We start from the raw sequence: 1,786 nt of genomic DNA, 5'->3' as shown, positions 1-1,786 counted from the left end.
CTCAATTTGGGGCGCTTTGCATTTCAAATCTTTGTGCAACAAAGTCATTTTCATTTCCAGATTACTGTTCATTAAATAAAATTTTATTCTCATTTAGATCTAGATATTTTATATTGTTAAATTATTTAAAGTATGTTGTAAAAATTTTATAAACCACTTTTGCGCAGCAATATCACTCGACTTTTTATACCAGTGTAACGTGATATCAAATTCTGGTAATTCAAATGGTACATCATAAATATTGATATTTTTATTTGACTCAAAAAAAAGACTGATTCGCTCTGGTACCGTTACAATTAAATTATGCTTTTCAATAAGCTCATTGAGGATACTAAACTGAGGTACTCTTAGCTTAATTTTTCGACGTAATCCTTTTTTATTCAAATAATTTTCAACTAGATTATGTCCTGTTGAGGCTGAAACAATTGCATGATTTTCCTTTAAAAATTGCTGTAAAGTTAATTCATTGTTCTCTAGTTTAATATTGTTACTAACCAAACAAACAGAGGTGGTCCCACATGTTTGAACAACTAAAAGCGTATTTATAAGTGATATTCCGCTCTAGTTAAGCCACCTTGTTTTGTTGGGGTAGCTGATCATAGTAAAACTCATTTGGTGTCATTTTGTCTAGACTCGAATGAGGTCGTTTCAGATTATAAAACTCAAAATATGCACTCAATTGCTTTTTCGCATCTGTGACACTGCTATAAGCTTTGAGATACACCTCTTCATATTTAACGCTCCGCCATAATCGTTCAACCATCACATTATCAACCCATCGACCTTTACCATCCATACTGATTTGAATGCCATTTGATTTCAATACATCAATAAATGCATCACTGGTAAACTGACTGCCTTGGTCTGTATTAAATATTTCAGGTCGACCATATTTTTCAATAGCTTCATTTAATGTTTCTATGCAAAATGTAACCTCCATACTAATCGATACTCTATGCGCTAGTACCTTGCGGCTATGCCAATCAATCACAGCACATAAATAAACAAAGCCTTTTGCCATAGGGATATACGTTATATCCGTAGACCACACTTGATTACTGCGCTGAATAGCCAATCCTTTGAGCAGATATGGATATTTGCGGTGAGCTTGATTAGCCTGGCTTAAATTTGGTTTGCAATATAACGCATTAATGCCCATTTTCTTCATTAAAGTACGTGTATGACGTCGTCCTATATGATGTCCTTGACGATTCAACAAATCACGCATCATACGGCTACCTGCAAAAGGGTATTGCATATGTAACTCATCCATACACCGCATCAGCTTCAGATCTGATGCACTCACAGGTTTTGGGCGATAGTAATAACAACCACGGGAGACTTTCAGCAGCTGAGCTTGCTTAGATACTGAAATCTGAAGTGAGTCATCGATTAACTTTTGTGGTTGAAGCGGCCCAGTTTCTTCAACACACCTTCTAAAAAATCAATTTCTAATGCCTGCTCACCGATTTTTGCATGTAGTTTTTTTAGATCGATGGGTGGTTCTGTTGGAGCTTTTGATTGATCGAAAGCTTGCGAGGAAGCTGAAATCAGTTGATTTTTCCAGTCGATAATTTGGTTTTGATGAACATCAAATTCAGCACTCAATTCAGCAAGTGTTTTTTCTGCTTTAATCGCAGCAAGTGCTACCTTAGCTTTAAAATCATTTGAATGATTTCTTCTTGGTCTACGTGCCATAAAATACTCCATATATTGATGTTTATAACATCATTTGGGGAGCAAAATATCACTTATAAGTGTTGTTCAAATTTCCTGATCCACCTCT

Annotated in this window: 2 protein-coding genes; both read right to left on the bottom strand. The window is 35.3% G+C overall.

All coding sequences use genetic code 11. From position 1 onward, the window contains the following. Positions 1 to 108: 108 nt before the first annotated feature. Positions 109 to 498, bottom strand: a complete 390-nt coding sequence (locus tag ADA42_RS16265; protein WP_241485711.1) for a LysR substrate-binding domain-containing protein — start codon at positions 496 to 498, stop codon at positions 109 to 111. Positions 499 to 565: 67 nt separating this feature from the next. Beyond that, positions 566 to 1,710 (bottom strand): IS3-like element ISAba14 family transposase gene (locus ADA42_RS18200; RefSeq protein ID WP_100833519.1). Its coding sequence is split into 2 segments (ribosomal slippage): positions 566 to 1,446 and positions 1,446 to 1,710, totalling 1,146 coding nucleotides; the frame shifts between segments, so codons are not numbered across the junction. Positions 1,711 to 1,786 lie beyond the last annotated feature (76 nt).

The sequence above is a fragment of the Acinetobacter sp. 243_ASPC genome (assembly GCF_001054715.1).
Taxonomy (GTDB): Bacteria; Pseudomonadota; Gammaproteobacteria; order Pseudomonadales; family Moraxellaceae; genus Acinetobacter; species Acinetobacter soli.
Note: the sequence above shows the minus strand (reverse complement) of the source record. Positions and strands in the feature narration are given on the sequence as shown.